Source organism: Allobosea sp. GW821-FHT03A12 (genome assembly GCF_058986765.1).
In genome coordinates, this window is record NZ_JBYSVZ010000004.1 from 320,534 (window position 1) to 345,215 (window position 24,682).

General features: G+C 66.4%; 22 protein-coding genes. 18 read left to right on the forward strand and 4 right to left on the reverse strand.

Annotated elements, in window-relative coordinates; all coding sequences use genetic code 11:
• Window positions 1-107 precede the first annotated feature (107 nt).
• From AC3WLC_RS15785 to AC3WLC_RS15800, 4 genes are all read left to right on the forward strand, one after another.
• A complete protein-coding gene (locus AC3WLC_RS15785) occupies window positions 108-1,601 on the forward strand; it encodes a leucyl aminopeptidase (RefSeq protein WP_493684871.1) in 1,494 nt (497 codons plus the stop codon).
• Between the two features lie 47 nt (window positions 1,602-1,648).
• Window positions 1,649-2,101 carry a DNA polymerase III subunit chi gene (locus AC3WLC_RS15790; protein ID WP_346360244.1) on the forward strand — a complete coding sequence of 151 codons (453 nt, stop codon included), beginning with the start codon at window positions 1,649-1,651 and terminating at the stop codon, window positions 2,099-2,101.
• Complete coding sequence (locus tag AC3WLC_RS15795) at window positions 2,098-2,520, forward strand: hypothetical protein (protein ID WP_493684872.1); 423 nt, start codon at window positions 2,098-2,100, stop codon at window positions 2,518-2,520. The genes AC3WLC_RS15790 and AC3WLC_RS15795 overlap by 4 nt, the downstream gene beginning before the upstream one ends.
• A 235-nt stretch (window positions 2,521-2,755) precedes the next feature.
• A complete protein-coding gene (locus AC3WLC_RS15800; RefSeq protein WP_493684873.1) occupies window positions 2,756-3,121 on the forward strand; it encodes a DUF2314 domain-containing protein in 366 nt (121 codons plus the stop codon).
• 7 nt (window positions 3,122-3,128) lie between these two features.
• Here AC3WLC_RS15800 and abc-f read toward each other — a convergent pair whose 3' ends face one another.
• On the reverse strand, window positions 3,129-4,991 hold the full coding sequence (abc-f, locus tag AC3WLC_RS15805; RefSeq protein WP_493684874.1) for a ribosomal protection-like ABC-F family protein: 1,863 nt from the start codon (window positions 4,989-4,991) through the stop codon (window positions 3,129-3,131).
• Window positions 4,992-5,182: 191 nt separating this feature from the next.
• Here abc-f and AC3WLC_RS15810 point away from each other — a divergent pair, with 191 nt between their 5' ends.
• The 6 genes from AC3WLC_RS15810 (at window position 5,183) to AC3WLC_RS15835 (ending at window position 11,573) form a co-directional block, all read left to right on the forward strand.
• Window positions 5,183-5,314 carry a hypothetical protein gene (locus tag AC3WLC_RS15810; protein ID WP_493684875.1) on the forward strand — a complete coding sequence of 44 codons (132 nt, stop codon included), beginning with the start codon at window positions 5,183-5,185 and terminating at the stop codon, window positions 5,312-5,314.
• A 92-nt stretch (window positions 5,315-5,406) separates the two neighbouring features.
• Window positions 5,407-7,545: a methyl-accepting chemotaxis protein gene (locus AC3WLC_RS15815; RefSeq protein WP_493684876.1), complete on the forward strand. Its 2,139-nt coding sequence runs from the start codon at window positions 5,407-5,409 to the stop codon at window positions 7,543-7,545.
• Between the two features lie 40 nt (window positions 7,546-7,585).
• Entirely contained in the window at window positions 7,586-8,086 is a 501-nt protein-coding gene (coaD, locus tag AC3WLC_RS15820; protein ID WP_493684877.1) for a pantetheine-phosphate adenylyltransferase, read from the forward strand.
• Window positions 8,087-8,225: 139 nt separating this feature from the next.
• Window positions 8,226-9,563 carry a proline--tRNA ligase gene (proS, locus tag AC3WLC_RS15825; RefSeq protein WP_493684878.1) on the forward strand — a complete coding sequence of 446 codons (1,338 nt, stop codon included), beginning with the start codon at window positions 8,226-8,228 and terminating at the stop codon, window positions 9,561-9,563.
• Window positions 9,564-9,579: 16 nt separating this feature from the next.
• Complete coding sequence (locus AC3WLC_RS15830; RefSeq protein WP_493684879.1) at window positions 9,580-10,872, forward strand: lipoprotein-releasing ABC transporter permease subunit; 1,293 nt, start codon at window positions 9,580-9,582, stop codon at window positions 10,870-10,872.
• Between the two features lie 11 nt (window positions 10,873-10,883).
• Window positions 10,884-11,573: an ABC transporter ATP-binding protein gene (locus tag AC3WLC_RS15835; protein ID WP_493684880.1), complete on the forward strand. Its 690-nt coding sequence runs from the start codon at window positions 10,884-10,886 to the stop codon at window positions 11,571-11,573.
• A gap of 281 nt (window positions 11,574-11,854) precedes the next feature.
• Here the strand turns inward: AC3WLC_RS15835 and tagH are convergent, their stop codons facing one another.
• Genes tagH through AC3WLC_RS15850 form a run of 3 tightly spaced genes read right to left on the reverse strand, consistent with a single transcriptional unit; the run spans window position 11,855 to window position 15,719 of the window.
• Window positions 11,855-13,231, reverse strand: a complete 1,377-nt coding sequence (tagH, locus tag AC3WLC_RS15840; protein ID WP_493684881.1) for a type VI secretion system-associated FHA domain protein TagH — start codon at window positions 13,229-13,231, stop codon at window positions 11,855-11,857.
• A 60-nt stretch (window positions 13,232-13,291) separates the two neighbouring features.
• On the reverse strand, window positions 13,292-13,849 hold the full coding sequence (locus AC3WLC_RS15845; protein WP_493684882.1) for a DUF6931 family protein: 558 nt from the start codon (window positions 13,847-13,849) through the stop codon (window positions 13,292-13,294).
• A gap of 7 nt (window positions 13,850-13,856) precedes the next feature.
• Window positions 13,857-15,719, reverse strand: a complete 1,863-nt coding sequence (locus tag AC3WLC_RS15850) for a type VI secretion system Vgr family protein (RefSeq protein WP_493684883.1) — start codon at window positions 15,717-15,719, stop codon at window positions 13,857-13,859.
• A 116-nt stretch (window positions 15,720-15,835) separates the two neighbouring features.
• Here AC3WLC_RS15850 and AC3WLC_RS15855 point away from each other — a divergent pair, with 116 nt between their 5' ends.
• From AC3WLC_RS15855 to tssG, 8 genes are all read left to right on the forward strand, one after another.
• Complete coding sequence (locus tag AC3WLC_RS15855) at window positions 15,836-16,381, forward strand: OmpA family protein (protein WP_493684884.1); 546 nt, start codon at window positions 15,836-15,838, stop codon at window positions 16,379-16,381.
• Between the two features lie 45 nt (window positions 16,382-16,426).
• Window positions 16,427-17,986, forward strand: coding sequence for a type VI secretion system protein TssA (locus tag AC3WLC_RS15860; protein WP_493684885.1), 1,560 nt, complete (start codon window positions 16,427-16,429; stop codon window positions 17,984-17,986).
• Window positions 17,987-18,208: 222 nt separating this feature from the next.
• Window positions 18,209-18,742, forward strand: a complete 534-nt coding sequence (gene tssB / locus AC3WLC_RS15865) for a type VI secretion system contractile sheath small subunit (RefSeq protein ID WP_493684886.1) — start codon at window positions 18,209-18,211, stop codon at window positions 18,740-18,742.
• A gap of 11 nt (window positions 18,743-18,753) precedes the next feature.
• Window positions 18,754-20,256, forward strand: coding sequence for a type VI secretion system contractile sheath large subunit (gene tssC, locus AC3WLC_RS15870; RefSeq protein ID WP_493684887.1), 1,503 nt, complete (start codon window positions 18,754-18,756; stop codon window positions 20,254-20,256).
• Between the two features lie 156 nt (window positions 20,257-20,412).
• Window positions 20,413-20,895 carry an Hcp family type VI secretion system effector gene (locus tag AC3WLC_RS15875; RefSeq protein ID WP_493684888.1) on the forward strand — a complete coding sequence of 161 codons (483 nt, stop codon included), beginning with the start codon at window positions 20,413-20,415 and terminating at the stop codon, window positions 20,893-20,895.
• A gap of 176 nt (window positions 20,896-21,071) precedes the next feature.
• Complete coding sequence (locus AC3WLC_RS15880) at window positions 21,072-21,620, forward strand: type VI secretion system baseplate subunit TssE (RefSeq protein ID WP_493684889.1); 549 nt, start codon at window positions 21,072-21,074, stop codon at window positions 21,618-21,620.
• Window positions 21,621-21,626: 6 nt separating this feature from the next.
• Window positions 21,627-23,588, forward strand: a complete 1,962-nt coding sequence (gene tssF, locus AC3WLC_RS15885; protein ID WP_493684890.1) for a type VI secretion system baseplate subunit TssF — start codon at window positions 21,627-21,629, stop codon at window positions 23,586-23,588.
• Window positions 23,585-24,673, forward strand: coding sequence for a type VI secretion system baseplate subunit TssG (gene tssG, locus AC3WLC_RS15890; RefSeq protein ID WP_493684891.1), 1,089 nt, complete (start codon window positions 23,585-23,587; stop codon window positions 24,671-24,673). Before tssF ends, tssG begins: the two co-directional genes overlap by 4 nt.
• Window positions 24,674-24,682: the final 9 nt, after the last annotated feature.

The following is a 24,682-nucleotide window of genomic DNA, read 5'->3' on the forward strand; positions in this document are numbered from 1 at the left end:
TATGGTATAGCTTCGATCATGGCGCAAACGGGAATCGTTTGTGGCCTTTGCTGGCCTTCCGGGGTCGGCGCCCCGCAAGTCACTTTTCCGCAACTCGTGAGCCGTCGATGTCGCAGCGCCTGAAGCTTGAGGTCAAAGCCCTGAACGCCATTGCCGGGGAGGATCTGGTCATCCTCGTCTCGGACAGGCTGTCGTCGCCGAAGATAGCCGAGGACTGGATCGGCTCGGGGGCCCATGCCTTGATCGCCCGTGCAGCCGCCGCAGAGCGCTTCAAGGGCAAGGCGCTGTCCGGATTGACGCTGCTCGCCCCGGAGGATGCGGGCTATGAGCGCCTGATCCTGGTCGGGACCGGCCCGGAATCGGAGCGCAGCAAGCTCGATTTCGCCGCGCTCGGTGGCGCCATTGCCGGCCGGTTCGGCCATGGCCGCAGCGCCGACGTCATCGCCGCGCTGCCCGAGGGCGAACTGTCGGCGGGCGAGGTCGCCGAGATCGGGCTCGGCCTGCGGCTCAGGAGCTACGCCTTCGACCGCTACAAGACCAAGAGCCGGGACAAGGACCAGTCCGAGCCGAAGACGGTGACGCTGCGCGTCGATGACCCGGCCGCGGTCAGGAAGGCACTGAAGGCGCGCGAGGCGATCGCCGGCGGCGTCGAGCTCGCTCGCGACCTCGTGAACGAGCCGCCGAACGTGCTCTTCCCCGAGGAGTTCGCCGAACGCGCCGGCAAGCTCGAGAAGCTCGGCGTCGAGGTCGAGATCCTCGACGAGAAGGAATTGAAGAAGATCGGCATGCGGGCGCTGCTCGGCGTCGGCCAGGGCTCGCATCGCGAGAGCCGCGTCGTGGTGATGCGCTGGAACGGCGGCGCCAAGGGCGACAAGCCGGTCGCCTTCGTCGGCAAGGGCGTGACCTTCGACACCGGCGGCATCTCGATCAAGCCGGCCGGCGGCATGGAGGACATGAAGGGCGACATGGCCGGCGCTGCCTGCGTCACCGGGCTGATGCAGGCGCTGGCCGCCCGCAAGGCCAAGGTCAACGCCGTCGGCGTGATCGGCTTGGTCGAGAACATGCCGGACGGCAAGGCTCAGCGGCCGGGTGACATCGTCACCTCGCTCTCCGGGCAGACCATCGAGATCATCAACACCGACGCCGAGGGCCGGCTCGTTCTCGCCGACGTGCTCTGGTACACGCAGGAGCGCTTCAAGCCGGCCTTCATGGTCAACCTGGCAACGCTGACCGGCGCGATCCTGGTCGCGCTGGCGCAGGAGAATGCCGGCCTGTTCTCCAACAATGACGAATTGTCGGAGCGGCTCTTCGCCGCCGGCAAGGCGACCGGCGAGACCGTCTGGCGGATGCCGCTTTCGGCGGCTTACGATAAGATGATCGATTCCAAGTTCGCCGACATGAAAAACTCGGCCGGCCGTCATGGCGGTTCGATCACGGCGGCGCAGTTCCTGCAGCGCCATGTCAACGACACGCCCTGGGCGCATCTCGACATCGCCGGCACCGGCATGGGCTCGCCGAACAGCGAAACCAACCGGTCCTGGGGCTCGGGCTGGGGTGTGCGCCTGCTCGACCGGCTAGTGGCGGATCACTACGAAAGCTGATTCGGCCTATCAGCCGAATCTCGCAAAGGGTTGAACTGGCTCACCTTATGGCCGAAGTTCTGTTCTACCATCTGCAGGGACGCCCGCTCGAGCAGGTCTTGCCGACCTTGCTCGAGCGTTCGCTCGCCCGTGGCTGGAAGGCGGTGGTGGAGTTGTCGAGCCGCGAGCGCCTGGCCGGGCTCGACGACCGGCTCTGGACCTATGCGGACGAATCCTTCCTGCCGCATGCGACGGCCGCAGAGCCGGACGCGGCGGCCAATCCAATCGTGCTCACCACGGCCGCCGACAATCCGAACGGCGCGCAGGTGCGCTTCTGCGTTGACGGTGTCCGCATTCCCGACGCATTGGACGCCTACGAGCGCGTCATCCTGATGTTCGATGGCGACGATCCCGATGCGCTCGCCTCGGCTCGTGAAGACTGGAAAAAGCTGCGGACGCTCGGCATTGCCGCCACCTATTGGCAGCAGGACGAGACTGGCCGCTGGGAGAAGAAAGCGTGAAAGTTCCTGTTGCCCTGGTCGCCGTCCCTGTCTTGGCGGCGACGCTTGCCGGCTGCTCCGTCGACATGGGCGGGTTTTCCTTCGTCTCGAACGAGCGCGGCACCCGCACCAGCAGCGCCTCGGCCCGCGTCTCGACGCAGGAGGCGATGCTGACGCCGGAGGGCGAGTGCAGCGCCGACGTTTCGCTTGATCCCTCTACCCGCCCACTGCCGAAGGAGATCGCGGTCGGCATCACCGAATGCGAGCTCGTCAGGCTGAAGAACAAGCGGCCGACCGACGTCCTGATCGGCGATAATGGCAAGGGCCAGCGCGAGGTGCAGGTGCTCTATTCCGAGCCGGGCAATCGCGAGATCTACATGTTCACCGACAACCGCCTGGGCCGGATCGTCAAGCCAGGCCAGCCCGAACAGCAGGGCTGACGCCGAAGTCCATCGGCCGAGGAATCCGCCTCTGACGTGACCAAGGCAACCGTTCGATCGATTGGCTCGTTGATGAGGTGATCGGAACGGGCGATCGCGCAGAGACGGGAGTGTCGAGATGCAGGTTCAGCGGCTGAGCCGGACGGTATTCGGTGGCCTGGGGCTTTTGGGCGCCGCGCTCATGGCCTTGCCTGTAACGGCCCAGGTGATCGATTTTCGTTCTTCCGATCGCGAGATGAACCGCGCGATCGCGGAAGCCCGCAAGACGCTGCCGGATTTCGTCGCGCTCTATCGCGCCGGCACCGGCGAGCGTCACGCCGTGAAGGTCGCGATTCCCTATGACCGCGGGCGAGAACATATCTGGATGAACCTGACCGCCGTCGAAGGCGATGTCTTCATCGGCAAGATCGCCAACGATCCCGTCCATCTCGACAATCTGAACCGGGGCGACAGCTACCGCGCCGGCAGCGCGATGGTCAGCGACTGGAATTACATGTCGGGCGGGCAGATGCACGGCAGCTACACCACCCGCGTCGCAATCAAGAAGCTCACTCCGACGCAGGTCAGGGAGCTCGGCCTCAAGCTCGCGCCGCTGCCCTGAGAGCGCCTCAGGCGCTCTCCAGCTCCTCGCTCAGCATCAGCCATTCCTCCTCGGCCGCGGCCAGCGCCTCGGTCAATTCGCCGCGCTGGCGCGAGAGCTGGAGCGCCTTCTCGGGCTCGCGCGAGAAGGCGCCGTTCGCGAGCGCGCCGTCGACCTTCTCGATCAGCCCAGTCAGCTTGGCGATGCGCGCTTCGGCGAGATTGAGCTTCTGCCTGAGTGGTCCTTGCGCCTGGCGCTTGGCTGCCGCGCCCTTGCGCTCCTCGGCCTTGCTGGAGCCTTCCGCTTCCGCCTTGCGCTGGGCCGGCTTGTCGCGACCGAGCACGTAGTCGCGATAGTCGTCCATGTCTCCGTCGAAGCTCTTCACCGTGCCGTCCCCGACCAGCCAGAGCCGGTCGGCGCAGGCCTCGATCAGGAAGCGGTCGTGGCTGACCAGGATGACGGCGCCGGGATAGTCGTTGATCGCCTTGACCAGCGCGGTGCGGCTGTCGATGTCGAGATGGTTGGTCGGCTCGTCCAAGATCAGCAGATGCGGGCCGCCGAAGGTGGCGATCCCGAGCATCAGGCGCGCCTTCTCGCCTCCGGAGAGGTTCTTCACCGGCGTGTCGGCCTTGTTGGCGGGAAAGCCGACTTGCGCGGTCCGCGCCCTGACGCGCGCTTCCGGTGCATCCGGCATCAACTCGCGGATATGGCCGACCGGCGTGTCTTCCATCCGCAACTCGTCGAGCTGGTGCTGGGCGAAATAGGCGGTCTCCAGCTTGGAGGAGCGCCGCATTTCGCCCGAGAGCGGCGCCATCCGCCCGCCGATCAGCTTGCAGAAGGTCGACTTGCCGTTGCCGTTGGCCCCAAGCAGGGCGATGCGGTCGTCAGGCGCCAGTGACAGGTTGAGCCGCTGCAGCACCTTGCGCTCGCCATAGCCGGCGCTGGCGCTCTCCAGCACGATCATCGGCGGCGAGAGCGGCCGCTCCGGGGCGGGGAAGTTGAAAGGCTGGACGTCGCGATCCTGGATGACCGCGATCTCCTGCATCTTCTCCAGCCGCTTGACGCGCGATTGCGCCTGGCTCGCCTTCGAGGCCTTGGCCTTGAAGCGGTCGACGAAGGCCTGCAGGTGCTTGCGCTCGGCCTCCTGCTTCTCGCGCGCCTTGGCGAGATGGGCCTGCTTCTCGGCCCGCAGCTTCTCGAAATCGCTGTAGCCGCCGCGATAGATCGTCAGCTTGCCCTGGTCGAGATGGAGGATGTGGTCGACGCAGGTGTCGAGCAGCTCGCGATCGTGGCTGACGACCAGCACGGTATGCGGGTAGCGCTCGAGATAGTCGTAGAGCCAGAGCGTGCCTTCGAGGTCGAGATAATTGGTCGGCTCGTCGAGCAGCAACAAATCGGGCTCGGAGAACAGCACGGCCGCGAGCGCGACGCGCATGCGCCAGCCACCGGAGAAATCGGAGCAGGGGCGCTGCTGCGCCTCCTCGTCGAAGCCGAGCCCGTACAGCACGGTCGCAGCCCGCGCCGGGGCGGAATGGGCGCTGATATCGGCGAGCCGCGTCTCGATCTCGGCGATCCGCATCGGATCGGTCGCGCTCTGCGCTTCCTTCATCAGCGCCGCGCGCTCGGTATCGGCGGCCAGCACGACCTCGATCAGCGTTTCTGGGCCGCTCGGAGCCTCCTGCGCCACCCCGCCGATGCGCATGCCCTTGGGCAGGGCGACATTGCCGCCCTCGGGCGAAAGGTCGCCGGTGATGATGCGGAACAGCGTCGTCTTGCCGGTGCCGTTGCGGCCGACGAGGCCGACGCGCGAGCCGGTGGGCAGGAAGGCGCTGGCCTTGTCCAGCAGCAGGCGTTCGCCGAGGCGATAGGTGATGTCGTTGAGGGTCAGCATGGCGGGCGGGGTTTAGCGCGCTTTCGCCGTCACTGGAAACCGCCGGATGCGGGAATTCGTCGGCATCGGCCGGAGCGGTCATGGCTGCCCCTGGGGCAGGGCCATGGTTTCTCCATGTTTCCGTCACGGCATGGCCGGGCGCCTCCGCCATGCAGAGGGCAGGGTAACGCACTGATTCGCAAAGAGCACCCATGCAGTTCGACTCTCTGGCCCGGCGCCCGCGCCGGGTGTCGCTCGCAGCCGCCAACGTCGCGCTGCTCGCTCTCGTCCTCGGCGGCGCCGCCGCGCTCGCCGCCTTGGCGCCGCTGCCCGGCGTCTTGTAGGGCCGTTGCGGCGCATCCCGCGCTTCAAGCAACGTTAACCGCGCTCGTGTTGGCTGTTCCGACCCAGTCGACATCGGGCGGAGACCTGATTCGTGTTCAGTCTCAGGATCAGGCTTCCGGTCGCCATGCTGGCCCTGGCCCTGCTGGCCGCCTTGGCCGTGGGCTCGTCCGCCTATCTCGCCGTCTCCAGCTGGGCGCAGGGCGCCGTACGCGAGCGCATGCACGCGCTGGCCGAGAGCCATGTCCGCGCCATCGAGCGGCGCTGGTTGCAGCTGCGTGCCGAACTGGCAGTCCAGGCCCGCAGCGCCTTCACCGTTTCGGCGCTCGACGAGATCGGCAAATGGCTCGAGCTCGGCCAGCACGACTATCGAAGCATCCTCGGCTACTATCAGGGCGATGGTTCGCTATCGCAGGCCGAGCGCATCGCCCGCACCGGCCGCGAGCACCAGCACGGCTATTCCTGGCGGCATGTGCCGGTCCACGAGACCTATTCGGCGGCGCTCAAGCAGTTCAACTACGCCGACATCTACTTGGTCTCGCGCAAGGGCAGGGTGGTCTATAGCGTCACCAAGGGGCCGGAATTCGGCCGGCTGCTGAGCGATGAGGACCTCGCCGGCACCGGCCTGGCGAAATCGGTCGAGCTGGCGCGCGGCAAGGCGGCCGGCGAGCAGGTGGTGCTCGACTTTGCGCCCTATGACCCGGTCGGCGGCGATCCGCGCGCCTTCCTGGCAGCGCCCTTCTACGACGCCGAGGCCGGCACCGGCGAACAGGTCGGGACCATCGTCATCGCCGTCGATACACGCCTGATCGACGATGTCCTCGCCTTCAACCCGGCCGGCTCCGGCGCCGAGCGGATTTTTGTCATCGGTTCCGACGGCTTCATGCGCTCCAACCCGGCCGCCCGCCGCAACGCGGCCTCGCCGCGCGAGACGCTCGACCGGAGCCGGCTGACCGGGCAGCCCGGGAATACGCTCATCCGCATGACCAGCCATGACGGCCGCCCGCTCGTCGGCAGCGGCGAGGAGGTCGTGATCGGCGATTGGCGCTGGCTGCTCTGGCTGACCGAGCCCGAGGAGAACGCCTTCGCCGTGGTCGGCACGATCCGCAGCGCCGTCGTCTCGGCCGGCTTGCTCGTGCTGTTGCCGCTGTTCGGCATCGCGATCCTGCTCGGCTGGTCGGTGGCGCGTCCGATCGCGCGGCTCTCTGACAGGCTGGCCGGCGTTGCCGCGGGGCGGACCGAGGAGGCGATTCCCGGAGCCGGACGCCGCGACGAGATCGGCGGCATCGCCAAGTCGATCGACATGATCCGCGAAACCCTGCGCGGCGAGGCGCAGCGCCGGGAGGCCGAGCAGGGGACCCGCCTGGCCGAGGCCGAGCAGCACCGCCGCGCGCTGCTCGGCGAGCTGGCGGGCGAGCTCGAAGACTCGGTCAGAACCGTCTCGGCCTCAGTCTCCGTTTCGGCGCAAACCCTGGGCACGACGGCGCATCAGCTCGCCGAAGGCGCACGCGAGACCCAAGCCGGCGCCGCCGATACCGACGGAGCGACCGGCAATGCGATACGCAGCGTGCAGTCGATCGAACGCGCGGCCCAGGACCTGCTCGGCGCTGTCGATGCGCTTGCCGCCGAGGTGCTCACCTCGGACGCGACCGCCGGCCAGGCCAGCGCGCACGCGGATTCGGTCAGCCGGATCGTCGATGGCCTGTCCAATGGCGCGGCGCGGGTCTCGGAGGTGGTCGGGCTGATCTCGGCGATTGCCGGCCAGACCAATCTGCTGGCGCTCAACGCCACCATCGAGGCCGCTCGGGCTGGCGAGGCCGGCAAGGGCTTCGCCGTCGTCGCCAACGAGGTGAAGTCGCTGGCGACGCAGACTGCCAATGCGACGCAGGACATCGCCCGCCAGATCGAAGCGATGAACCAGGCGACCGCCGCGACGGTCGAGGGTATCACCGGCATCCGTGCGCTGGTGCAGGAGCTGAACGAGGCGACACGCCGCACCAGCCAAACCATGCAGCGCCAGCACGAGGCGGCCCATGCCATCGCCGCCGACGTCTTGGCGGCGACGCAGGAGATCGTGCTGATCGGCCAGGCGACCAGCCAGGTCGCGCTCGCCTCGCGCAACACCGCCGGCGCGTCCGACGCGGTGCTGAAGGCGGCGAGCGAACTGACCGGGCTGGCCCAGGCGCTGAATGCGCGGGTCGACCATGTCATCGGCGAGCTGCGCGTCGCCTGATGGCTTGTCGCGGAAGCTTGCGTTGGCTAACGCTCAGGGCATGAGCCACACCGCCTTCTATGCCGGGTCGTTCGACCCCGTCACCAACGGCCATCTCGACATGATCGTGGCCGCTTGCCGGCTGGTCGACAGACTGGTCCTCGCCATCGGCGTCCATCCCGGCAAGACGCCGATCTTCTCCGCCGAGGAGCGGGCCGAGTTGCTGCGCGCCATCGCCGGCCCAGTCGCCGCCGAGTTCAAGACGGAGCTTGAGGTCACGACCTTCGCCGACCTGACCATCGACGCGGCCAAGCGCGCCGGCGCCACTATCTTGGTGCGCGGCCTGCGCGATGGCACCGATCTCGACCTCGAAATGCAGCTCGCCGGCATGAACCACACCATGGCGCCCGACCTGCAGACTGTGCTGCTGCCCTCGACGCCGCAGGCGCGGCACATCACCGCGACCCTGGTGCGCCAGATCGCCGCGATGGGCGGCGACGTCTCCGCCTTCGTTCCGCCGGTTGTCAGCGACAGGCTGAAGGCGAAGTTCGCCAAGCGCTGACGCCTTCGCAAACGCCATCGATGTGCATTTGCCTTCCGGCGATGTGCATTAGCGTTTGCAATTTGCAAACGGCGATGGTGTCTCTGGACTGACCTGACTCGGTGCGCGCTTGGCGCATCGCCCCTCCGACGAGTGTTCCATGCGCCTGTCCCGCTATTTCCTGCCGATCCTGCGCGATACGCCCAAGGAGGCGGAGATCGTCTCGCACCGGCTGATGCTGCGCGCCGGCATGATCCGCCAGCAATCGGCCGGCATCTATTCCTGGCTGCCGCTCGGCCTGCGCGTGCTTAACAAGATCAGCGCGGTCGTCCGCGAGGAGCAGAACCGCTCCGGCGCGATCGAGATCCTGATGCCGACCATCCAATCGGCCGATCTCTGGCGCGAAAGCGGGCGCTACGACGCCTATGGCAAGGAGATGCTGCGGATCAAGGACCGGCATGATCGCGACATGCTCTACGGCCCGACCAATGAGGAGATGGTCACCGAGATCGTCCGCTCTTACGTCAAGTCCTACAAGGACCTGCCGCTCAACCTCTACCACATACAGTGGAAGTTCCGGGACGAGGTCCGCCCGCGCTTCGGCGTAATGCGCGGCCGCGAATTCCTGATGAAGGACGCCTATTCCTTCGACCTCGACAAGGACTCGGCGCGCCATGCCTACAACCGCATGTTCACCGCCTATCTGCGCACCTTCACCCGGCTCGGCCTGAAGGCGATCCCGATGCGCGCCGATACCGGCCCGATCGGCGGTGACCTCTCCCACGAATTCATCGTGCTCGCCTCGACCGGCGAGAGCGAGGTCTTCTGCCACAGCGACTACCTGACTTTCGACACGCCATCCGCGGACACCGATTTCGACAGCGTCTCCGGCCTGCAGGGCATCTTCGACAAGTGGACGAGCCTCTACGCCGCCACCGAGGAGATGCATGACAAGGCCGCCTTCGAGGCGATCCCGGAGGATAAGCGTGTCTCGGCGCGCGGCATCGAGGTCGGCCATATCTTCTATTTCGGCACCAAGTACTCCGAGCCGATGGGCGCGAGCGTGACCGGCCCGGACGGCCAGCAGGTTCTGCTGCATGGCGGCTCCTATGGCATCGGCCCGAGCCGTCTCGTCGCCGCGCTGATCGAGGCCGGCCATGACGAGGGCGGCATCGTCTGGCCCGACGAGATCGCGCCCTTCGATATAGCCGTGCTCAACCTCAAGGTCGGCGACGCCGCCAGCGATGCCGCCAGCGAGCAGCTCTACAAGGGCCTCGCCGCCAAGGGCTATGACATGGTCTATGACGACCGCGACGAGCGCCCTGGCGGCAAGTTCGCCACCGCCGACCTGATCGGCATCCCCTGGCAGATCATCGTCGGCCCGAAGGGGCTGGCCGAGGGCAAGGTCGAGCTCAAGCGCCGCGCCGGCGGCGAGCGCGAGCTGGTCTCGCTCGAGGCGGCGCTGGCGCGCTTCCCGGGCAAGGGCACGAACGCGTGAGCGGAGGAGAGCGGTCATGAGCGCCGGCTCCGAGGCTCGGGAGAGCGTGCCGACCGGCACGAAAGCCTTCGCCGGCTTCGAATGGCTGCTCGCCGGTCGCTACCTGCGCACGCGTCGGCGCGAAGGCTTCGTCTCTGTCATCGCCGGCTTCTCCTTCCTCGGCATCCTGCTCGGCGTCGCGACGCTGATCATCGTGATGTCGGTGATGAACGGCTTCCGCAAGGAGCTGCTGGAGAAGATCGTCGGCGTCAACGGCCACATCTTCGCGACGCCGATCGACCGGCCGCTCGACGATTACGAGCAGGTCGCGGCCAAGCTGCGCCAGGTCCAGGGCATCAAGCTCGCCATTCCGCTGGTCGAGGGGCAGGCGTTGGCGTCCTCGCAGGTCGGCAATGGCGGCGTCCTGGTGCGCGGCATCTCGGAGAACGACATCAAGTCGATTCCGTTCATCGCGGGCAATGTCCGCCAGGGCACGCTGGACGGCTTCGCCACAACCAACGGCGTTGCGATCGGCCGGCGGCTCGCTGGCTCGCTCGGCCTGCAGGTCGGCGACACCATCACGATCGTCACTCCGCGCGGCGCCTCGACGCCCTTCGGCACGGCGCCACGGATCAAGGCCTATCCGGTCACGGCGATCTTCGAGATCGGCATGTCGGAGTTCGATGCCTCCTTCGTCTTCATGCCGCTCGCCGAGAGCCAAGCCTATTTCAACCGCGACGGCGATGTGAACGTCATCGAGGTTTTCATCGACAATCCCGACCAGACGCAGGCGGTGCGTGACCGGATCGAGGCCGATCCGCCGCGGCCGCTCGTGCTATCCGATTGGCGGCAGCGCAATCGCACCTTCTTCAACGCGCTCGAGGTCGAGCGCAATGTCATGTTCATCATCCTGACCCTGATCGTGCTGGTCGCGACGCTGAACATCGTCTCCGGCCTGATCATGCTGGTGAAGGACAAGACCGAGGACATCGCGATCATGCGCACCATGGGCGCCTCGCGCGGTACGGTGCTGCGGGTCTTCCTGATCACAGGCGCGGCGATCGGTGTGCTCGGTACCTTCGCTGGGTTCGTCCTCGGTATCCTCTTCGCCAGGAACATCCAGACCATCAACAAGGGCGTGAGCAGCATTCTCGGCATCAATCCCTGGGACCCGACCGTGCGCTTCCTCAGCGACATCCCCTCGGTGATCGACTGGCGCGAGGTTGCCACCGTCGTGGTGATGACGCTCGTGCTGTCGCTGCTGGCGACGCTCTATCCGGCCTGGAAGGCGGCACGGCTCGACCCCGTCAAAGCCTTGCGGATGGGCTGAGGGCGTAGCGAATGGCAACCGAGACCCCCGCGCTCTTCCTCTCCCAGATCGAGCGCTACTATCCCCAGTCCGATGGTCCGCTCGAGATCCTGCGCAAGGCCGATTTCGCGATCTGGCCGGGCGAGCTCGTGGCGCTGGTCGCGCCGAGCGGCACCGGCAAGTCGACCCTGCTGCATGTCGCCGGCCTGCTGGAGAGCCCCGATGCCGGCGAGGTCTTCATCGGCGGCGTGCCGACCTCGCAGCTCGATGACAAGGGCCTGACCCGGCTACGGCGCACCGAGATCGGCTTCGTCTACCAGTTCCACCATCTCCTGCCGGAGTTCACCGCGCTGGAGAACGTCGTCCTGCCGCAGCGCATTCGCGGCCTCGGCAAGGCCGAGGCGGAATCGCGCGCGACCGAGCTGCTGAGCTTCCTCGGCCTAGCCGATCGGCTCGACCATCTGCCGGGCGAATTGTCGGGCGGCGAGCAGCAGCGCGTCGCCATCGGCCGCGCCGTCGCCAATGCGCCGCGCGTGCTGCTGGCCGATGAGCCGACCGGCAATCTCGACCCGCATACCTCGCTGCACGTCTTCAACACGCTGGTGGCGCTGGCGCGTGCCTCGGGCCTGGCGGCGGTGATCGCGACGCATAATCTCGACCTCGCCGCCCGCATGGATCGCCAGGTCACGATCCGCGACGGGATGGTGGTGCCGCTGGGCTGAACGGTATCAGTTACGAGCGGAAACACGCCGTCTTTCCGGGACTTCGCGCAGCGAAGGGCCCGGAACCCATGACCACGATGCTATCGTGAAAAAAGCTCCGTCATTCCGGACAAGCCGCGAAGCGGCGCAGCTCCGGAATCCATCGTAGAGCGCCGTTCCCTACGATGGATTTCGGCACTCCGCTTCGCTGCGGCCGGAATGACGGAGTTTTCTCCGGAGCGGGGGGTGTTCATGGGTTCCGGGCTCGCGCCTGCGGCGCGCCCCGGAATGACGGCATGGCCTCAGCGCCCGCCGCGGTCGTAGCACTCGGCGAAATAGAGCATGAAGGCGTCGACCAGACCGTCCTCATAGGGGGCGGTCTTCGCCTCCCAGCGCGCGACATAGGCATCCCAAAGCTTGCCCTTGCGCGAGGAGAGCAGGCCGTCGAGCCCGCGCCCGGCGTCGAGCCCCTCGGCGACCGCTTGCGGATCGAGGTCCTCGACCAGCATGCGCAGCGCGTGCTGCATCGCCGAATAGGTCTTGATCTGGTGGACCTTGAGGTCCCTGAAGCTCTCCTCGAACGCCTTCTGGGCGTTGAGATAGCCGCTGGTCGGCCTGCCGAAGATCAGCTTCAGCGCGTCCTCGATCGTCGGCGAGAACTTCAGCGGGTTGTTGTCCTGTGCCTGGATCATCGTCTGGTTGGAGCTGCGCGCGATGCGCTTGCTCTCGGCCCGCGCCGCCAGCAGCGCCTTCAGCTCGATCGCGATCAGGCGCATCAACGCGCCGGTCTGCTCGGCGAAGGCGCCGGGGTCCTGCCAGGACAGTTCCTCGACCGGCAGTCCCGCGCCGCGCGCGAAGCGGGCGATGAATTCGGCCGCCGAGATCGACGGGCCGCCGGCCGGAACGCCCACCGGAGGTGGAGGCGGCGGGGGTGCGGCGCGCGGCGGCGGCTCGTAAGGGGCGTCGAAGCTCGGGCGCGACGGCGGCTCGGCCGGCGCCTCGTCCCAGGGATTGCCGGCGGATGCGGCGGAGGCCGGTCGGCGCGGCGTCGGGATCGGCGCGATCGGCTCGGGTTCGGCTACCGGCGGCGCCTGGTATGGCGCCCAGGCGAACTCGTCGGGCCGCGATGGTGGCGGCGGCGGAGCCGGTGGTGCGGCATAGACCTGCGCCGGTTCCGAGGGCGTCGGGATATCGGCCGCCCAGTCGATGAAAGGCGCGTGCACCGGTTGGTATTTCTGCGGCGGAATCAGGTCGCGGCGAGCGATCGGCGGCGCCTCGTCGCCGTTCGAATCCCAGAGCGATTCGCCGGGAGGCGGCGGCGCCGGTGTCCGCTCGACCGGGCCGGGCGCGCCGCGCTCCGCCTCGTCGATCGCCACCGCGATGATGTAGTGGCCGATTTCGAGCCGGTCGCCATGCTGCAGCCGGTAGGGCGACTGCACCCGGTAGGCTCCGCCATTGACGAAGGTGCCGTTGGTCGAGATGTCGCGCAGCCAATAGGCGTTGTCGTTGAAGCGGACTTCGCAATGGCGCCCGGAAACGGCGCGGCTCGGATCCGGCAGGCACCAGTCGAGATGCTGGTCCCGCCCGATATCGAGCCCGCGCCCGCCGCTCAGCGTCACGCTGAGCGGGCCGCCATCCGGCAGCGAAGCCTGATTCTCGATCGTCAGCGTCAGCGCCATGTCGGGCCGCCCGCCTGGTCGTAGCTCGACACCGGCTGCCGCATCGGCGCCGGGGCCATGCTACGCTCTCGTCCTGCCGCTTTCGTCATCGATCAGACGAATGCATGCTTCGACGCAATTTCGCAATGCGGCATCGCGCTCTGGCTCGGATACCCGTCCGAGTGCGGTTAATACCGCGATCCGTGCCGTCTTTGCGGTCAGGTCCGGCGGGGAGGGCACCGCATGGGTCGCGACCATGCTGCCGCCGGAATAGCCGGCCGCGAGGGCGACCCAGGTGCCGAGGTTGGCATGATGGCCGCTTTCGCCGAGCGCCAGAGCTGCGCGGCGCGTCTCGTCGGTCGGGTCGCGCACCCAGGCCTCGGCTGCCTTCAGGCTGGGGTCTGCCGGGGTTCCGGCTGGCTGCATGCGCTGAACGCATTGCAGCGCCCACCAGACCGTCTCTCGGCGCGGCATCAGGAAGGCGCAGAAGCCGATCGCGTCCTTGTGATCGGCGGCCGCGACGAGCTTGCGCAGGAAGCTCAACGGCGGCTCGGTGGTCGGCGCGGTCTGGATGATCTCGCGCGCGGCGGGGAAGGCCTCGAAGACCTCCAGCGCCGTGCTGAAACGAAGCTTCGACATCGCGGCCTCAGTTGATCTTGATCATGGCGGCGGTGATGATCGTGTTGCCGCCGCCGTTGATCTCGGTCTTCGCCGTGCTCTGCACCGTGATCGTCGGCGAGGAGATGGTGATGTTGGTCGGCGTCATCGTGATCTCGCTCTGGCCGCAGACCAGCTTGATCTCCAGCGCCGCCTCGACATAGCGCTTGCCCTGCTTGACGTGCAGCTTGTCGCTGCCGCTCAGGATCTGGGTCGTGCGGGCGAAGTCGGTCGGGCCACCCTCGAATTTCTTGCCGACATCGCGGGTCTCGAGATTGAAGACCTCGGTCTTGTGGTCGCGCTCGGCCTGCATGGAGAAGACCTCCTTGCCGGCGAGGTCCTCGAACTTGATCTCGTTGAACTTGCCCGACTTGCCGCCGCCATCGGTCGATTCCGATTTCAGGCCGGACTGGGTCTTGTTGGCGGGCAGGTCGTAGGGCGGCATGTGCTGGTCGTTGACCACGGCGCCGGTGATGATCGGCCGGTCAGGATCGCCGCCGATATAGGAGACGACGACTTCCTGGCCGATCCGCGGGATGATCTGGCCGCCCCAGTTCTTGCCGGACCAGGCCTGCGCCACGCGCACGCGGCAGGAGGTCGAATCCTTCTCGCGGTCCCAGTGGAAACGCAGCCAGACCCGGCCGTACTTGTCGACGTCGACGTCGCCTTCCTCACCCTTGTTCTTCTCGCCGACCACCTTGGCTGTGTCGGGGCCGATATGGAGCGGGGCGGGCGTCACCTGCGGGGCGCGGAAGCGCTTGGTCGCCTTCTGCAACTCGTAGGAGCCGTGATAGATCGCCTGGTCGGCGCGCTTCGACGAGCGATAGCTCTGCACGCCGTAGCTGTGCGTCGCCCGCACCACCAGGAACTCGGCGTCCTCCGAGCCGACGGGGTGATCGGTCAGCGTCATCAGCGTGCCGGGATTGAGGCTGGGAGCCTCGCCGACGGCGAGCCGCCGTTCATCCTGCGCCTGCTCGGCCTGGACCTGGATGCGGGCGAGCTTCTCGCCCTTGCCGCGATCGAGATAGGCACCGGGATAGTCGAACGCCTCGTAGGACTTGGTACGCGGGAAGCCGTCCTCGGCGCGCGCCGTCAGGTCCGAGGTGGATTTCTCGAAATCATAGTCCTTGAGCTCGATCTTGCCGGTCCGCAGCCGCCGCTGTGCCGTCCATTGGGTCAGATGCTCGATATGGCGTCGCTGCGCCCCGTCGGTCGGCATGAAAGGATAGGCGCTGCCGGCTCCGGTGAAGGTCGGCTCGGCCGCGGGAGTGACGGCATCATGGGAGCTGCGGGCATCCGAGAGGACCAGCTTGTGATCTCCCTCGGTGTGCTTGAAGTAATAGTAGATGCCGTACTTCTCCATCAGGCGCAGGACGAAATCGAGGTCGGACTCGCGGTACTGCACGCAATAGTCGATCTCCGGGGGCGGCTCGCTGACGCGGTCCTCGAAGCTCGCCTTGTCTTCCTTGCCGAAGATCGTCTTGATGATGTCGATCGCCGTCTTGTTCTTGAAGATGCGGCAATCCGTGCGCTGCGAGAGCAGCCAGAGCCAGGGCCGCAGCACGAAGCGGTAATGGTCGAGATCCTTCTCGCGGCCGAGCCACTGCGCCTCGACCAGGATACCGTTGAAGATCCGGTCTTCACCGTTCTTCAGCGTCATCTTGATGTGACATTTCTCGCCAATTAAATTTTGAAGAACGTCGCCCTGAGAAGTGCTCACGGCTTCGATCTGATAAACGAACAATTCGCTGAGAGCTTCGCGCGCTTCAAACTTTAAAAGTGAAAAGACATCTTGACCTGACGGTGTCGTAAAGGAGGCAAGTCTTTTCGATTGTCCAGGAGCGGCGGCCATCAACCAAACCTCGTGGCTTGCGACAAGAGACGACTATTGACGCAGCAAACGCTGCGAGGCATAATTCGCGCCGTCAGTCTTCAACCGCCTCAGCGAACCTAAACGGGAGGAAGACCGTGCGCAAGCAGGCCCTTGTCATGGTTAGTGCCGCTCTTGCCGCAGGCTTCTGCGTCCTGTCGCCGCTTTTTGCGCAGGCCCAAGCCTACAAGGCGGACGATATCGTCAAGCATTTCGGAGCCGCGAAGCCGAATCTCGGCGTTTCGCGCGGCCTTTGCGTCGGCACCGAGGCCGAATGCAACAAGGCCGGCCACGTCGTGAAACCGCCGACCGCCTTCGATCTCGTGGTCAAATTCAAGTACAATTCCGACGTGCTCGAGTCCGAGGCGAAGTCGAATCTCGATGAGTTCGCCAAGGCGCTGAAGGACCCGCAGCTCTCCGCCAACAGTTTCCTGGTCGAGGGACACACCGACGCCAGCGGCACGGCGGACTACAATCTGAGCCTGTCGGAACGCCGGGCCAAGGCGGTCGTGCGCTATCTCAGTGAGCGCGGCGTCGATACCGCCAAGCTCGTCCCGCGCGGCCTCGGCCAGAGCAAGCCCGTCGTCGCCGACAAGTTCTCGGCCGACAACCGCCGGGTCGAGACGCGACTGCAGGTGGAGTGACGGCCAGGCGGCCGGCTCGATAATCTCGATCGACCGTGAGGGGGCATGGCCGCGCTCAATTTCGCTGATCTGGCGAAGCCGATTTCGGCTGACGATCCCTGCGGCCCCGATCCCGATGCGGATCCGGCGTTCATGAATGTGTTGGCGCGCCTGGAGGTGGCGCTGCCGAAATCATATTTCTCCCGCGACAACCCCGAAGGGCGGCAGAAGCCCTTCGATCGCTCCAAGATCGATTTTCCGGCGGCTTTCAACGATCTCGGCAAGATCCTCAAGCAGAGCCGTGACCTGCGTGGCTTCGTCATCGCGGGCCAGCTCTGCTTGCTCAACCGCGACATCGCCGGTTTTGCAAGCTGCCTCGGGCTGATCACGAGCTATCTCGGCGACTATTGGGAGGAGATCTATCCCAGGGCCGAGGATGGCGACTTCATCATGCGCGAGGTCGCGCTGCAGGCGCTGGACGAAAACGCCACCGTCGCTCTGCCCCTGCAGCATGCGCCGATCTTCACCAGCAAGCGCCTGGGGCCGGTGATCTTCCGCAGCCAGCTGGTCGCCACCGGCGAGGTGCGTGCCGACGAGGACGAGGATCATCCAGATGCCGGCGGAATCAATGCGGCGCTGAAGGAGGCGGAGCTCGCCGACCTGACAGCGATGCTCGGCCATGTCACCGCGATCCGGGACGCGCAGTCGCGAATGCGCGCGATCTGGAGCGAGCGGCTCGGCGCCGACCAGGCGGTGACCTTCCCGCGGCTCGCCGGCCTGGTCGGGCAGATCATCACCTTCCTTGAGGCCGCGATCGAACGGAAGGCGCCGGGCGGGCAGGGCGCTGCAATCGCCGAGGCGCCTGCCGCCGGCGGCGGGAGCGCGGCCGCGACCGGGACGATCGTCGTCGCGGCGCTTCCGCCCGGTGTCTGCGCCTCCGTTGACGAAGCCCAGGCCGCGCTCGCCGGCTGCCTTGGCTATTTCCGGCGGACCGAGCCGTCGAGCCCGGCCGTGCTGCTGATCGGCCAGGCGCAGCGCCTGGTCGGCAAGTCACTGATCGAGGTGATCCAGATCATGTTCCCGGAGCACGTCGACAAGGCGATGCTCGAGATCGGCGACGACACCAAATACCAGCTGCCCCTCGAGCGCCTCGGCGGCGATGGCTCCGGCGGCGACTACAGCGACGATAGCGGCAATGACGACTATGCCTCCGATGGCGACGACGAGAGCTCGTCCTATGATGACGAGGAAAGCTCTTCCGACGACGAGGAGGAGAGCGCCGGGGACGACGTTGCCGAGGAAACCGACGACGAAGAGGCGCAGGACGCCGACGAGGAAGCGCAGAGCGAGCAGTCCGAGAGCGAGCAGCCGGAAGAGGAGGCCGAGGCCGAACCCAAGGCGGACGCCCCCGCAAAGCCTGCGCCGGTGCTTGCGATCACCGTCGCGAGCCGGGCCGAAGCGATCGCCCGGATGAAGGCCGTCGCCGGCTTCTACCGCCATGCCGAGCCGTCCAATCCGGTGCCGCTGCTGATGGACAAGGCCTGTGCGCTGGCGCAGCAAGATTTTCTCTCGCTCCTCGGCGATATCCTCCCTGACGTCGGCATAAGGCAGAGCAGCGGCGAATAAGTCGCGACGCTCCCTCTAAGGAGTGCCGCGCCTCATTCGTTCGGTGGATGCGGTGACGTCATCCGCCTGCAAAGCTGAGCTGGCTGGATCTGGCGCAGCCGATGCGAGCAGTTCGACGAGAACTGTCAAGCCGTCGGCAAGTGTGTATGGTATAGCGAGCTGGATCGTAAGCGTGGCATCACGCTCTCCTTGCGTGATGCCTCTAAAGGAAGGGGCGCCGTTATGGCTGGAGATTCCGGGCAGAAATTCATTCGCCGCAACAGGCCGCCGCGGGTCCATATCACCTACGAGGACCCCTATAACGCCGACCAGAAGGTCGAGCTGCCCTTCGTGATGGGGGTTCTCGCTGATCTCTCGGGCAATGCCTCGGCGGTCGAGAAGCCGGATGTCGGCGAACGCAAGTTCCTCGACATCGACATGGACAATTTCGATCAGCGCATGGCCGCGATCGAGCCCGGTGCAGCTTTTGCCGTGCCGAACAAGCTCGGCGACGGAAGCGACAAGCTCTCCGTGTCGCTCAAGTTCAAGAAATACGATGACTTCAACCCCGCTGCGATCGCCCGCCAGATTCCGGCGACGGCCAAGCTGCTGGAGGCGCGCGAGCAGCTCGCCAATCTGCTGCGCTACATGGACGGCAAGGTCGCGGCCAGCGACCAGCTCAAGGCCCTTCTCGCCGATCCGAACCTGATGGCGGCGCTGAAGGATAAGCTCGGCGAAAAGCCGGCTGGTGACGACAAGCAGGACAGCAACGGTTGAGCGAGGCGGCCATGGCGGAAACACAGATCCAACAGCCCGGCGCGGCAGCTACTGAAACGCAAGGCGTCGACGATTTTTCGGCCCTTCTGAAACAGAGCTTCAAGCCGAAGACAGAACGGGCGGCGAGCGAAGTCGAGAACGCGGTCGCGACCCTGGTCAACCAGGCGCTCGCCGACTCGACGCTGATCAAGGGCGACGTGCTCGACACGATCGAGGAGATGATCGCCCGGCTCGATGCCAAGCTCAGCGAGCAGATGAACGAGGTGCTGCATGCGCCGGAGTTCCAGAAGCTCGAAAGCGCCTGGCGCGGCCTCAACTACCTCGTCTTCAACTCCGAGACTGACTCGCAGCTGAAGATCAAGGTGATGAACGTCGGCAAGACCGAGCTCTACCGCAACCTCAAGACCTATCCCGGCGCCCGCTGGGACCAGAGCCCGCTCTTCAAGCAGCTCTACGAGCAGGAGTTCGGGCAGCTCGGCGGTCAGCCCTTCGGTGCGCTCGTCGGCGACTATCACTTCAGCCACGCTCCGACGGACGTGCAGCTGCTGCGCGATCTCTCGAAGATCGCGGCCGCCGCTCACGCGCCCTTCTTCACCGGGGCCGACCCGAACTTGATGGGCATGGACTCCTGGACGGAGCTCTCCAACCCGCGCGATCTCGGCAAGGTCTTCGACACGCCGGACTACGCGGCCTGGAAGGGCCTGCGCGATGCAGCCGACTCCCGCTATGTCGGCCTGTGCTTGCCGCGGGTGCTGGCGCGGGTTCCCTACGGGGCCAAGTCCGAGCCGGTCGAGGAGTTCGCCTTCGAGGAGGACACCGACGGCCACAAGGGCGAGAAATACGCCTGGATGAACGCCGCCTATGCGATGGCGGTGAACATCAACCGGGCCTTCAAGGAGTATGGCTGGTGCACCCGCATCCGCGGCGTCCAGTCGGGCGGCGAGGTCCTCAACCTGCCGACCCATACCTTCCCGACCGATGACGGCGGCGTCGACCTGAAGTGCCCGACCGAGATCGCGATCAGCGACCGCCGCGAGGCGGAACTGGCCAAGTCCGGCCTGATCCCGCTGATCCACCGCAAGAATACGGACAAGGCGGCGTTCATCGGCGCGCAGTCGCTCTACAAGCCCAAGGCCTTCTTCGGGCCTGACGGCGTCGCGGCGACGGCCTCCGACAACCTGTCCTCGCGTCTGCCCTATATGTTCGCCGTGTCGCGCTTCGCGCATTACCTGAAGTGCATGGTGCGCGACAAGATCGGCTCCTACAAGGAGCGCGAACCCCTGCGTCGCTGGCTGCAGGAGTGGATCACCGAATATGTCGACGGCGATCCGCTGAACTCCAGCGAGGAGACGAAGGCGCGCAAGCCCCTGTCCGATGCGCGCATCGACGTCTTCGAGGACGAGGAGAACCCCGGCTATTATTCGGCCAAGTTCTACCTCCGGCCGCACTTCCAGCTCGAGGGCATGGATATCGGTCTGAGCCTCGTCTCGCGCCTGCCGGCGCCCAAGACCTGAGACCCAGGCGTGCCCTAAGGCGCGCCGGCCCCCCAGGACAACAGTTGGCCCTGCGCTGATCGCGCAGGGAGAGTGGCGACGCATGGGGGGAGCTCTCCAGGCGACGCGAGTTCTATGCCTAAATCACCCTGAAACAGCCAATCATCGGAGAGCACCATGGCTAGCGACTTCCATCTGGAGATCGACGGTATCAAGGGCGAAAGCCAGGACGCCAAGCACAAGGACACGATCGAGATCGAGTCCTTCTCCTGGGGCGTCAGCAATTCCGGCACGCATGCCGCCGGGCACGGCGGCGGCGCCGGCAAGGCGAGCTACCAGGACCTGCACTGCACGGCCAACGTCAACAAGGCGTCGGCGACCCTGATGCTGAAGTGCTCCACCGGCGAGCACATCAAGAAGGCCGTGCTGCACGTCCGCAAGCAGGGCAAGGGTCAGCAGGAGTTCTATACGGTCACGCTCGAGGACCTGCTCGTGTCGAGCTACCAGTCGGGCGACAGCACCGGCGGCAACCCGGTTCCGACCGATCAGTTCTCGCTGAATTTCGCCAAGATCAAGTTCGAGTACAAGCCGCAGAACAAGGACGGCTCGCTCGGTTCGGCGATCACCGGCACCTACGACCTCAAGAAGAACGCCGAATAACACATCGCCGATGCCGGGTCCGCTCCAGCGGCCCCGGCATCGGGAACGGCCCCCTGCGCCAACGGCTTTCGCCGATGACGCAGGGTCCTTTTCCCGTCGCGACTGGACTCCTCGCGATCGCGGCAGCGATCGCCAGGGGTCCATCGTTTTGAGCAGCCTCGTTCGGGACAACCCAGATGCTCGACCCCAAGGCGAAGAACCGGTTGCGGCCGCCTCTGATGTTCGCCTTCCGCGAGGCGCATCGCGCCAAGGACGCGAGGGTCCAGCTCGACCTGCGCGACGCCGGCGGAGAGCGCGTGGTCGCCGGACGCCGCGCGGCGCCGCGGACCGCAATCACCGAGAGCAAGCTGCGCCAGGAGATCGCGATCGACCTGGAGACGCTGGTCAATACGATCAATTTCGGCTCCTCCACCGATCTTTCGCGCTTCGAGAACGTCCGCCGCTCCATCCTCAACCGCGGCTTCCCGGACATCCAGAACAAGTCGATCGACGAGCACCGGGTCGATGCGATCAAGACCGAACTCGCCCAGGTCCTGCTCGCCTATGAGCCAAGGCTGCTCAAGCAGTCGATCGTGGTCGAGCGCGACGAGGCGCTCGACAAGGCGGAGCTCAAGATCCGCTTCGTCGTCCGGGCCGATCTCAATTGCGAGCCGCTCAATATTCCTGTGCAATTCGTCGCCGATGTCGAGCTCGACACCGGCAAGATCGCGATCAAGAATCGGTAGCGCGGAATGAACCAGGAATTCCTCGACTTCTACAATCGCGAGCTCAGGCTCTTCACCGAGCATACGAAGGAGTTCGCCGAGGAATATCCGGGGATCGCCGAGCGGCTCGGCGGTCTGGTCGGCGAGCGCATGGATCCGATGGTCGGTGGCCTGCTCGAAGGCGCTGCGTTCCTCGCGGCGCGCGTGCAGCTCAAGCTCAAGCATGAGTTCCCGGAGTTCACCAACAACCTGCTCGAGCAGCTGATCCCGAACTATCTGGCGCCGACGCCCTCGGCGCTGCTCGCCGGGATCGCGCCGACCTTTGGCGATCCGGCCTTGCGCGAAGGTGTCGAGGTGCCGCGCGGTTCCTATCTCGACGCGACTTATGTCGAGCGCGACCGGCGCGTCGCCTGCCGCTACCGGATGGGTTCGCCCGTGACGCTCTGGCCGTTCGACGTCGCTTCGGCCGAATACATTGCCGCGCCCGGCCGATTGCAGGCGCTGGGCCTCCCCGCCGATGGCCGGGTGCTCTCGGGCCTGCGCCTCTCGCTGACCCATCGCATCGCCAGCGACCCTGCCGAGGAGCCCTCGCCCGAGCAGGCGAGCAAACTACCGACCAGCTGGTTTGCCGGCTGCAAGACGCGTGAGCTGACAGTGCACCTGCTTGGCACGGAAGCCGATGCGATCGCGCTCTACGAGCAGATCTTCGCCGATCGTCTCGGCCTCTATTTCCGCTATCTCGACGAATTCGGCGATCCGGTGGTGCTGTCCGGAGCGGAGTGCGGGCTGGAACAGATCGGCTTCGGCGAGGACGAGGCGCTGCTGCCAGCCGATACGCGGATCTTCCGCGGCTTCGACCTGCTGCGCGAGCAGTTCTGGTTCCCGCGCAAATTCCTCGGCTTCAAGCTGACCGGCCTCGACAAGGTGATGTCCCGGCTCAAAGCCAAGACGGTCGACATCATCGTCGTCTTCGACGAGGTCAACGCGCGTCTGCCGGCGGCCGTCCAGCGCGAGATGTTCGCGCTCTATGCCGCCCCGGCGGTGAACCTGTTCGAGAAGACTACCGACCGCATCCCTGTGCGCCGGAACGAGCATGAATACCATGTCGTGCCCGATCGCAGCCGCATGCTCGACTATGAGCCGCACTCGATCCTCGACGTTTACGCGCATTATAGCGGGGGCCGCGACAAGCAGCCGGTCCACCCGCTGTATTCATCGCCGGAAGGCGCCTCGCCGACCCATGGCCTGCTCTACACGCAAAGACGCTTGCCGCGCCGGCGCTCGGTGGCCGAGCGCCGCGAGGGACGGGCCTCCGACTATACCGGCACCGAGATGTTCATCTCGCTCTACGAGCCGGCGACTGTGTCCGATGCCTCTGCCGTGGCCGAGCTCAGCATCCGGGCGCTATGTTCCAACCGTCATTTGACCGAGCATTTGCCGACCGGGATCGGCGGCGCCGATTTTCGCCTGATCGACAATGTGGTGCTCGACGTGACCTGCCTCGCCGGGCCGACCCCGCCGCGCGAGCCGATCGTCTCGCAGCTTAGGCTCCGCTCCGAGACGGCGAGCACCGGGGTCGTCACCTGGCGGCTGATCAACCTGCTCAGCCTCAACCATCTCGGCCTTGTCCAGCGCGGGGCCGGCGAGAATGCCGAGGCGCTGCGCGAGATGCTCTCGCTTTTCGCCGACCTCGCCGACAGTGCCACCGAACGCCGCATCCGCGGCATCAAGAGCGTCGACAGCCGCCCGGTGATCCGGCGCTTCCCGCAGCGGGCCGGAACGGGCGCCGCCCGCGGACTCGAGATCACCGTGCTCTTCGACGAGAAGGCGTTCGAGGGCAGCGGCGTCTTCCTGCTGGGGGCGATCCTCGACCGCTTCTTCGCCGAATATGCCGCGATGAACCATTTCACCCAGACGGTGATCCGCACCGTCGAGCGCGGCGAGGTCATGCGCTTTCCGCCTCGCGCCGGCACGAGGCGCATCCTGTGAGCGAGATCGCGCCAGCCCTGCCGCCGCCGGCCGCGCTCGACGATCTGCGCGTCGAGCCGCCCTTCGTCGAAGGGCTGCGGTCCGAGCCCTGGCGGCACGACTTCTACGCGGTGCTGCGCCGGATCGAGCGCAGCTTCCCGGAACGCGAGCGTATCGGCGACGTCGCCGCGCGGCGCGACGAATACGTCGCGCTCGGCGAGCAGCCCTATATGGATTTCCCGGCCTCGACCGTTGCCGAGGCCGATCGCGACCTGCAGGGGCGCTTGCGGGTTTTCGTCAAGTTCCTCGGCCTGCTCGGCCCGCAGGGGGCGCTGCCGCTGGCGACGACAGAGGAGAGCTATCATTGGCAGCTTCTCCGCGACGACGCCTTCCCGCGCTTCCTCGACATCTTCAACAATCGCTTCCTGCAGCTCTTCTACCGGGCCTGGGCGGATTCGCGGCCGGTCGCGCAGCATGACCGGCCCGACAAGGACCGCTTCATCGCCTATGTCGGCAGCATGGCGGGCCTGGGCTCCACGCCCTACCAGAACCGCGACAGCGTCCCCGATCCCGAGAAACTCGCCCATGCCGGGCTTACCGGCGCGCAGGCCAAGTCAGCCTCGCGCCTGCGCAGCCTGCTCGCCGGGCTCTTCGATATCGAGGTCGAGGTCGAGCAGTTCGTCGGCATGCGGCTGGTCTTCGACCCAGAGGATCGGACCAAGCTCGGCCGCGGCCAATGCGCCTTGGGGAGCAACGTCCTGCTCGGTGCCAGCGTCTACAGCGTCGAGGACAAGTTCCGGGTCAAGCTGGTCGCGCGCGACCTCGAGCAGTTCAACCGCTTCCTGCCGAACGGCGACCGCTGCGAACCTCTCGCGGACGCGGTCTTCTTCTATCTCGGCGAGCAGTTCGAATGGGATGTCGAGCTTGCTCTGCCGGTCGGCAAGGTCAGGCCGATGCAGCTCGGCCGCTCCGGTGCGCTGGGATGGTCGAGCTGGGTTTCGCCGAACTGGGATGTGGCTGACGGTACCTTGCGCCGCGACGCCCGTTTCCATCCCGCCGAACGCATGCGGCTGAAGCGCAGCCAGAAACAACAAACGAAACGATAGGAGGCAGCC

What these genes read in the sequence shown, in the direction of transcription:
- AC3WLC_RS15785 (WP_493684871.1), top strand. Translation starts at nt 108, where the DNA reads ATGTCGCAGCGCCTGAAGCTTGAGGTCAAAGCCCTGAACGCCATTGCC.
- AC3WLC_RS15790 (WP_346360244.1), top strand. Translation starts at nt 1,649, where the DNA reads ATGGCCGAAGTTCTGTTCTACCATCTGCAGGGACGCCCGCTCGAGCAG.
- AC3WLC_RS15800 (WP_493684873.1), top strand. Translation starts at nt 2,756, where the DNA reads ATGAACCGCGCGATCGCGGAAGCCCGCAAGACGCTGCCGGATTTCGTC.
- abc-f (WP_493684874.1), bottom strand. Translation starts at nt 4,991, where the DNA reads ATGCTGACCCTCAACGACATCACCTATCGCCTCGGCGAACGCCTGCTG.
- AC3WLC_RS15810 (WP_493684875.1), top strand. Translation starts at nt 5,183, where the DNA reads ATGCAGTTCGACTCTCTGGCCCGGCGCCCGCGCCGGGTGTCGCTCGCA.
- coaD (WP_493684877.1), top strand. Translation starts at nt 7,586, where the DNA reads ATGAGCCACACCGCCTTCTATGCCGGGTCGTTCGACCCCGTCACCAAC.
- proS (WP_493684878.1), top strand. Translation starts at nt 8,226, where the DNA reads ATGCGCCTGTCCCGCTATTTCCTGCCGATCCTGCGCGATACGCCCAAG.
- AC3WLC_RS15830 (WP_493684879.1), top strand. Translation starts at nt 9,580, where the DNA reads ATGAGCGCCGGCTCCGAGGCTCGGGAGAGCGTGCCGACCGGCACGAAA.
- AC3WLC_RS15835 (WP_493684880.1), top strand. Translation starts at nt 10,884, where the DNA reads ATGGCAACCGAGACCCCCGCGCTCTTCCTCTCCCAGATCGAGCGCTAC.
- tagH (WP_493684881.1), bottom strand. Translation starts at nt 13,231, where the DNA reads ATGGCGCTGACGCTGACGATCGAGAATCAGGCTTCGCTGCCGGATGGC.
- AC3WLC_RS15845 (WP_493684882.1), bottom strand. Translation starts at nt 13,849, where the DNA reads ATGTCGAAGCTTCGTTTCAGCACGGCGCTGGAGGTCTTCGAGGCCTTC.
- AC3WLC_RS15850 (WP_493684883.1), bottom strand. Translation starts at nt 15,719, where the DNA reads ATGGCCGCCGCTCCTGGACAATCGAAAAGACTTGCCTCCTTTACGACA.
- AC3WLC_RS15860 (WP_493684885.1), top strand. Translation starts at nt 16,427, where the DNA reads ATGGCCGCGCTCAATTTCGCTGATCTGGCGAAGCCGATTTCGGCTGAC.
- tssB (WP_493684886.1), top strand. Translation starts at nt 18,209, where the DNA reads ATGGCTGGAGATTCCGGGCAGAAATTCATTCGCCGCAACAGGCCGCCG.
- tssC (WP_493684887.1), top strand. Translation starts at nt 18,754, where the DNA reads ATGGCGGAAACACAGATCCAACAGCCCGGCGCGGCAGCTACTGAAACG.
- AC3WLC_RS15875 (WP_493684888.1), top strand. Translation starts at nt 20,413, where the DNA reads ATGGCTAGCGACTTCCATCTGGAGATCGACGGTATCAAGGGCGAAAGC.
- AC3WLC_RS15880 (WP_493684889.1), top strand. Translation starts at nt 21,072, where the DNA reads ATGCTCGACCCCAAGGCGAAGAACCGGTTGCGGCCGCCTCTGATGTTC.
- tssF (WP_493684890.1), top strand. Translation starts at nt 21,627, where the DNA reads ATGAACCAGGAATTCCTCGACTTCTACAATCGCGAGCTCAGGCTCTTC.